Annotated in this window: 6 protein-coding genes; 3 read left to right on the forward strand and 3 right to left on the reverse strand. The window is 71.8% G+C overall.

Annotation, left to right across the window (positions count from 1 at the left end; all coding sequences use genetic code 11):
* Positions 1 to 41 precede the first annotated feature (41 nt).
* Both ACFU53_RS45775 and ACFU53_RS45780 read right to left on the reverse strand, forming a co-directional pair.
* Complete coding sequence (locus tag ACFU53_RS45775) at positions 42 to 839, reverse strand: hypothetical protein (protein ID WP_384006062.1); 798 nt, start codon at positions 837 to 839, stop codon at positions 42 to 44.
* Positions 839 to 1,033, reverse strand: a complete 195-nt coding sequence (locus ACFU53_RS45780; protein WP_384006064.1) for a hypothetical protein — start codon at positions 1,031 to 1,033, stop codon at positions 839 to 841. The genes ACFU53_RS45775 and ACFU53_RS45780 overlap by 1 nt, the downstream gene beginning before the upstream one ends.
* Before the next feature lie 232 nt (positions 1,034 to 1,265).
* On the opposite strand from ACFU53_RS45780, the gene purN reads away from it, so the two are divergent.
* Together purN and purH are read left to right on the forward strand one after the other, a co-directional pair.
* On the forward strand, positions 1,266 to 1,895 hold the full coding sequence (gene purN, locus ACFU53_RS45785) for a phosphoribosylglycinamide formyltransferase (RefSeq protein ID WP_384006066.1): 630 nt from the start codon (positions 1,266 to 1,268) through the stop codon (positions 1,893 to 1,895).
* Positions 1,892 to 3,481 carry a bifunctional phosphoribosylaminoimidazolecarboxamide formyltransferase/IMP cyclohydrolase gene (gene purH / locus ACFU53_RS45790; RefSeq protein WP_384006067.1) on the forward strand — a complete coding sequence of 530 codons (1,590 nt, stop codon included), beginning with the start codon at positions 1,892 to 1,894 and terminating at the stop codon, positions 3,479 to 3,481. Before purN ends, purH begins: the two co-directional genes overlap by 4 nt.
* A 96-nt stretch (positions 3,482 to 3,577) precedes the next feature.
* On the opposite strand, the gene ACFU53_RS45795 is transcribed toward purH, so the two are convergent.
* Complete coding sequence (locus ACFU53_RS45795; protein WP_384006069.1) at positions 3,578 to 5,698, reverse strand: protein kinase; 2,121 nt, start codon at positions 5,696 to 5,698, stop codon at positions 3,578 to 3,580.
* Positions 5,699 to 5,974: 276 nt separating this feature from the next.
* Here ACFU53_RS45795 and ACFU53_RS45800 point away from each other — a divergent pair, with 276 nt between their 5' ends.
* Positions 5,975 to 6,160: a hypothetical protein gene (locus ACFU53_RS45800; protein ID WP_384006071.1), complete on the forward strand. Its 186-nt coding sequence runs from the start codon at positions 5,975 to 5,977 to the stop codon at positions 6,158 to 6,160.
* Positions 6,161 to 6,190: the final 30 nt, after the last annotated feature.

Genomic DNA, 6,190 nt, shown 5'->3' on the forward strand with positions numbered 1-6,190 from the left:
GTCCTCGGCCGCGCCCTTCACCTCGCTCTGCTTCGCCGCGCCTACTGCGCGCCCAGCACCTCCCGCAGCGGCCCCTCTGGCAGAAGCTCCTTGCAGGACTTCGCGGAGGTGGTGGTGAGGGAGTCGTTGACGCAGGTGTAGTAGTCCCGGTAGACGAACTGGGCCGTGAAGGTGATGGCGACGATGGCGAGGGCGATCGTGGAGGTCACCAGGCCGCTGATGGCCGCCGTCTTCTGGGGCCGGCCGCTCGGCTCGGGGGCCGCCGGCCGGGCAGGGTCCGGGGCGCTCGGCTTGGCGCGCAGGGCGCTGATGGCCCAGTACACGGCCAGGGAGCCGAGCAACAGGGCGACGTACGGCCAGGCGAAGAGGGCGAAGAAGAAGGCCCACATGCCGCAGAGCAACGAGTACCGCGCGCGGCGCTGGGAGGGGTCTGTCGGGTCCCAGCGCAGCCCGCTGCCCGGTCCGCCCTGGGGGCCCTGGCCGGGACCGCCCGGTCCACCCGCTCCGCCCTGGCCACCGGGACGCTCACCGAAGGGTCCGCCGCCGGACGAGCGGCCGGGCTGCCGGTCGCTCCACTGACTGCCCCACGGCGAATGACCACCACCACGCCCCACTCCGTCGTCGGAACCCTGGCCGTCGGGCCGGCGCGGACGCCACGGCCGGTCGGGCGCGCCCTCGGGCGGCGGCGCGAACGGATTGTCGTCCGAAGAGCCTGAGCCCTGGCCCCGCCCGGGCTGCCCGGACTGCTCGGGGGCATCCTCGCTCTCGCGCGGAGGCGTGGGCGAGGAACTCCGCTCGCGCAGCAGGAGCGAAGGAAGGCGGAGGCTGCGGTCCGGCATCAGGAGTGCGTCTTCCCCTTGGTGAATACGGCGGTGAACTCGGAGGTGTGCACGGCGGTGAGGCCGTCGGTGAACTCGTCGGTGAGTTCGGTAGTGATCTCAGTCGTGATCTCAGCGGTCTCAGTCGTGATCTCACTCGTGATCTCAGTAGTGATCTCGGCGGTGAAATCTACTGGTAGGGCATGAGCTGTCACTGCGTGAACGCCCCACACACCGACCGCGTTCCCGAGCCCACTCCTCGCAGACGCTACCTTCCGGCCACGCCCCCGTCCCACGGGGGCCGTCCGGTGTGCCGGTATCGTTGCTGACGGTCGGCCGTTTCGTAGACTTCCCCGTATCAGGGGACGCGAAGCATTCGTATGAATGTACAAGTGTATTTTCGGCAGATCCGAGATTCCCCGCAGAACCCGCAGAAAGGGCCCCACCGTGGCCGCCAAGCCCGTGGCCAAGCGCCTCGTCGTGCTGGTCTCCGGATCCGGCACCAACCTCCAGGCACTCCTGGACGCCATCGCGACGACCGGCGTCGAGGCCTACGGCGCCGAGATCGTGGCCGTCGGAGCCGACCGCGGCGGCATCGAGGGGCTCGCCCGGGCCGAGCGCGCCGGGCTGCCGACCTTCGTGTGCCGGGTCAAGGACCACGAGACGCGTGACGACTGGGACGCGGCGCTCGCCGAGGCCGTCGCCGCGTACCAGCCCGATCTCGTCGTCTCCGCCGGGTTCATGAAGATCGTGGGGAAGGAGTTCCTGGCGCGGTTCGGTGGGCGGTTCGTCAACACCCACCCGGCCCTCCTCCCCAGTTTCCCGGGGGCCCACGGGGTGCGGGAAGCGCTCGCGTACGGCGCCAGGGTCACCGGCTGCACCGTCCATTTCGTCGACGACGGCGTCGACACCGGGCCGATCATCGCGCAGGGCGTGGTGGAGGTCCGGGACGAGGACGACGAGAGCGCTCTGCACGAGCGCATCAAGGAAGTCGAGCGAAGACTGCTCGTCGATGTCGTGGGGCGGCTCGCCCGCAACGGCTATCGCATTGAGGGACGAAAGGTAGTTATCCAGTGACCGCCGACAGCACTGTCACGGCCGAGAGCGGCAAGAGCGACCAGCGGGTCATTCGTCGCGCGCTCGTCAGCGTCTATGACAAGACCGGGCTCGAAGACCTCGCGCGCGGCCTGCACGAGGCGGGCGTCGAACTCGTCTCCACCGGGTCCACCGCCGGGCGCATCGCCGCTGCCGGCGTCCCCGTCACCAAGGTCGAGGAGCTGACCGGCTTCCCCGAGTGCCTGGACGGCCGGGTCAAGACCCTGCACCCCAAGGTGCACGCGGGCATCCTCGCCGACCTCCGCCTGGAGGACCACCGGCGGCAGCTGGCCGAGCTGGGCGTCGAGCCGTTCGACCTCGTCGTCGTGAACCTCTACCCGTTCCGGGAGACCGTCGCCTCCGGGGCCACCCCCGACGAGTGCGTCGAGCAGATCGACATCGGCGGCCCGTCGATGGTCCGCGCCGCCGCCAAGAACCACCCTTCCGTCGCGGTCGTCACCAGCCCCGCCCGGTACGCCGACGTCCTCGCGGCCGTGCAGAACGGCGGCTTCGACCTCACCACCCGCAAGCGGCTCGCCGCGGAGGCCTTCCAGCACACGGCCGCGTACGACGTCGCCGTGGCCTCCTGGTTCGCATCGTCCTACGCGCCCGCCGACGACTCCCAGTTCCCCGACTTCCTCGGGGCCACCTGGGAGCGCGCGCACACCCTGCGCTACGGCGAGAACCCGCACCAGCCCGCCGCGCTGTACGTCTCCGGGACCGGCGGACTCGCCGAGGCCGAGCAGTTGCACGGCAAGGAGATGTCGTACAACAACTACACGGACACGGACGCCGCGCGTCGTGCCGCGTACGACCACGACGAGCCGGCCGTCGCGATCATCAAGCACGCGAACCCCTGCGGGATCGCGGTCGGGGCGGATGTCGCCGAGGCGCACCGCAAGGCTCACGCGTGCGACCCGCTGTCGGCGTTCGGTGGTGTGATCGCGGTCAACCGCCCGGTCTCGAAGGAGATGGCCGAGCAGGTCGCCGAGATCTTCACCGAGGTCATCGTCGCGCCCGACTACGAGGACGGCGCGCTCGAAGCCCTCGCCAGGAAGAAGAACATCCGCGTCCTCAAGGCCGCGGGCGCACCCGGCAACCCGGTCGAGCTCAAGCCCGTCGACGGCGGTGCGCTCCTCCAGGTGACCGACCGCCTTCAGGCCGACGGCGACGACCCCGCCAACTGGACCCTCGCGACCGGGGACGCCCTCTCCGCCGATGAGCTGGCCGAGCTGGCGTTCGCCTGGAAGGCCTGCCGCGCGGTCAAGTCCAACGCGATCCTCCTGGCCAAGGACGGCGCCTCGGTGGGCGTCGGGATGGGGCAGGTCAACCGCGTCGACTCCTGCAAGCTGGCGGTGGAGCGGGCCGGGGCCGAGCGGGCGCGAGGCTCGTACGTCGCCTCGGACGCCTTCTTCCCCTTCCCGGACAACATCGACGTCCTGGGCGCGGCCGGCGTCAAGGCCATCGTCCAGCCCGGCGGTTCGGTCCGTGACGAGCTGGTCGTCGAGGCCGCGCAGAAGGCCGGGATCACGATGTACTTCACGGGGACGCGGCACTTCTTCCACTGAGCCCGCTCCGCTGATGACGTAGGGCGAAGGGTCCGTCGGACACACCGACGGGCCCTTCGCCGTACGCGTCCGGAGCGGGCCGGAGCGGGCCGCTCGCTACGTCGTACCGCGCAGCGCCGCCCAGGTGTTGGGGCCGACCTGACCGTCGACCTCCAGACCCTTGGCGCTCTGGAACTGCTTGACCGCCGACTCGGTGTTCTTGCCGAACTTGCCGTCCACGCCCGTGCCGCCGACGCTGTAGCCGCGCTTGTCGAGCATGCACTGCACCTGGACGACGCGCTGGCCCTCGTCGCCGCGGTCGGTGAGTTCGGTGCCGGAGTAGTAGGTGCACTGGGCGATCCAGGCCGGGGCGGCGGGCTTCGTCGCCGTCTCGGCGGCCGTGGGGGTGGGGGACGTGGCGCTGTCGCCGCTGCCATCGCCGTCGTCCGATGCACCGCCGTCGCCGGAGGTGGGGCCGGCCGCGCCGGTGGGGCTGGGATCGGCCGTCTCGCGCGTGGGTTCGGCGGAGGGGCTCTCCTCGCCCCCCTTCTCCTCACTGGCGGAGGGGGTGGCCGAGCCGGAGGTCCCCGGCAGTGGCGCCGCAGCCTCCCCGTCGGGCGCCGTCGTCACACCGGCCGTCGGCGCGGCGGACGCGGAGTCATCGGCCGCCGGACGCGTGGCGAAGTACGCACCCACGGCCGCCGCACACACCGCCACCGCGGCCACGACGACGAAGTACGGCTTCTTCTTCCGCCGGGGTTTCACCGACGTGGAGGTGGGCCCTTGGGCTCCGCCCGGGGCCGACGACGCCCCGTACGCGGTGGACGGCGGCGTGGGCGGGCCGTACGCCCCTGCCGGTGTGGGAGAGCCCGGCCCGTCCGGCGGCACGGGCGCCCCGTACGCCCCCGGCGGCGTGAACACGCCGTACGCCCCGGCCGGCGTCGAGGCTCCGTACGCCCCGGGTGGCGTTGCCGCGCCCTGTCCACTCGGCGGTGTTGTCGTGCCCGGCCCGCCCGGTGGCGTCGGCGTCGGCGCCTCAGATCCACTCGGCGGTGTATCCGTCGAGTACGCCCCTGCCGAAGCCGCCGTCCCGTACGCCCCCGGCGGTGTCCCTCTCTCAGACCCACCCGGTGGTGTGGACGTCCCGTACGCCCCCGCCGGTGTAGCCGGCCCGAAGCCCGGGGGCGGTGCCGTGGTCCTGACGCGCTGCGTAGCTCTGCGGAAGTGGCCGGTCTCCTGGGTGGTGGTGTGGGCCAGTAACTCGCAGGACTGCCGGCGGGCGAGGAGGCGGGAGTCGAGGGGGGCGGGCCAGGGGTGGGGGGTGGTGTGGGTGGTGGCGGCCTCGGTGAGCTGGGTGGGGGTGGGGCGGGCCGTGGGGTCTTTGGACAGACAGGTGGTGAGGAGGGCGGCCAAGGCCGGGTCGGCTGAGGCGAGTTCGGCCATCAGGGCCGGCTTGGGCTCCTCGAAGGCGACCCGGTGCATGACGTCGACCCCGGTGCCGTCGCCGAAAGGAGCGTGGCCGGTGACGGCGTACACGAGTGTCCCGGCGAGGGAGAAGACGTCCGAGGCGGAGTCGCAGCGCCCGTCCCGGAGGTACTCGGGTGACATGTACGCGGGCGTGCCGACCCGGCTCCCGGTCGTCGTGATCGCGCTGCTGTCAACGGCCTGCGAGATGCCGAAGTCGATGACGTGGACGCCGTCGGCGGAGAGCAGGACGTTGGAGGGCTTGAGGTCGCGGTGGACCACTCCGGCCGCGACCAGCGCGGCCAGTGCGCGCCCCAGTTCGCCGATCAGCCGCCAGGCCCCGGCGGGCGGCAGCGTGCCGCAGTCGCGGACCGCGTCGGTGAGGTTGAGGCCGGGCAGATACTGCGTGGCCATCCACAGCAGTTCGTGACCGTACTCGTCCTCGGGCTCGAGGCCGGTGCCGAGCAGGCGTGGCGCGTACGGTGTACGGACCCGGTCGTGCACCCCCGCCTCACGCTGGAACCGGCGCCGGAACTCCGTGTCCTCGGCGTACTCCGGCCGGATCACCTTCACGGCAGCGAGGCCAGGGACGTCATCCGCAGGCCGCGCCAGATACACCCGGCCCATCCCGCCACTGCCGAGCAGTCCCAGCGGTACGTACGGTCCGAGGCGTCCGGGGTCCGACGGTCTCAGCGGGGCCGCGCCCGCCCGCTCCAGCGCGGCGTCACCCGATGCCGGGGAGTACGGCGGCGGTTCGGGCCGCTGGTCTGACATGGGTCCCCCGGGTGGTGTTCTCTCTTGTCGTGCGCTGCCTCAACCGTCCCAGTGGCAACGCGAGTTGACGAGAGACTACCGTGCGGGCGAAGCCGGGAACGGCCCGCCGGAGAAGGTCCCCGGCGGGCGGTGCCAGGTCAGCAGTTCTTGCCGACGACGTCCTTCCACTGCGTGTTCTTGCCCGTGTACGACTTGCCGTTGAAGTGCACCGGCTTGCGGTCCTGTCGCTACGGGTACGTGTGTCTCCAACCGTTGCTCGGCGCTCAGCCGGTGCTGGTGGCAGAGGGAGACCGGGCCACCTACAGCCCCGCTCTGCAGGTCACCGCGGTCACCGACGCCACGAACACGGCCTACTGCATCGGCGGCAGTCTGAGCTATCCGCTCGGGCCCGGTCAGACGTCGACCTGGGACCACGGCGTGAACTACGTGTCGCCGGCGACCGGTGGCTTCTGCCCGCTGTGACACACCGAGGGCCGTGCCTCCTCGTACGGG

The sequence above is a fragment of the Streptomyces sp. NPDC057474 genome (genome assembly GCF_042802555.1).
Taxonomy (GTDB): domain Bacteria; phylum Actinomycetota; class Actinomycetes; order Streptomycetales; family Streptomycetaceae; genus Streptomyces.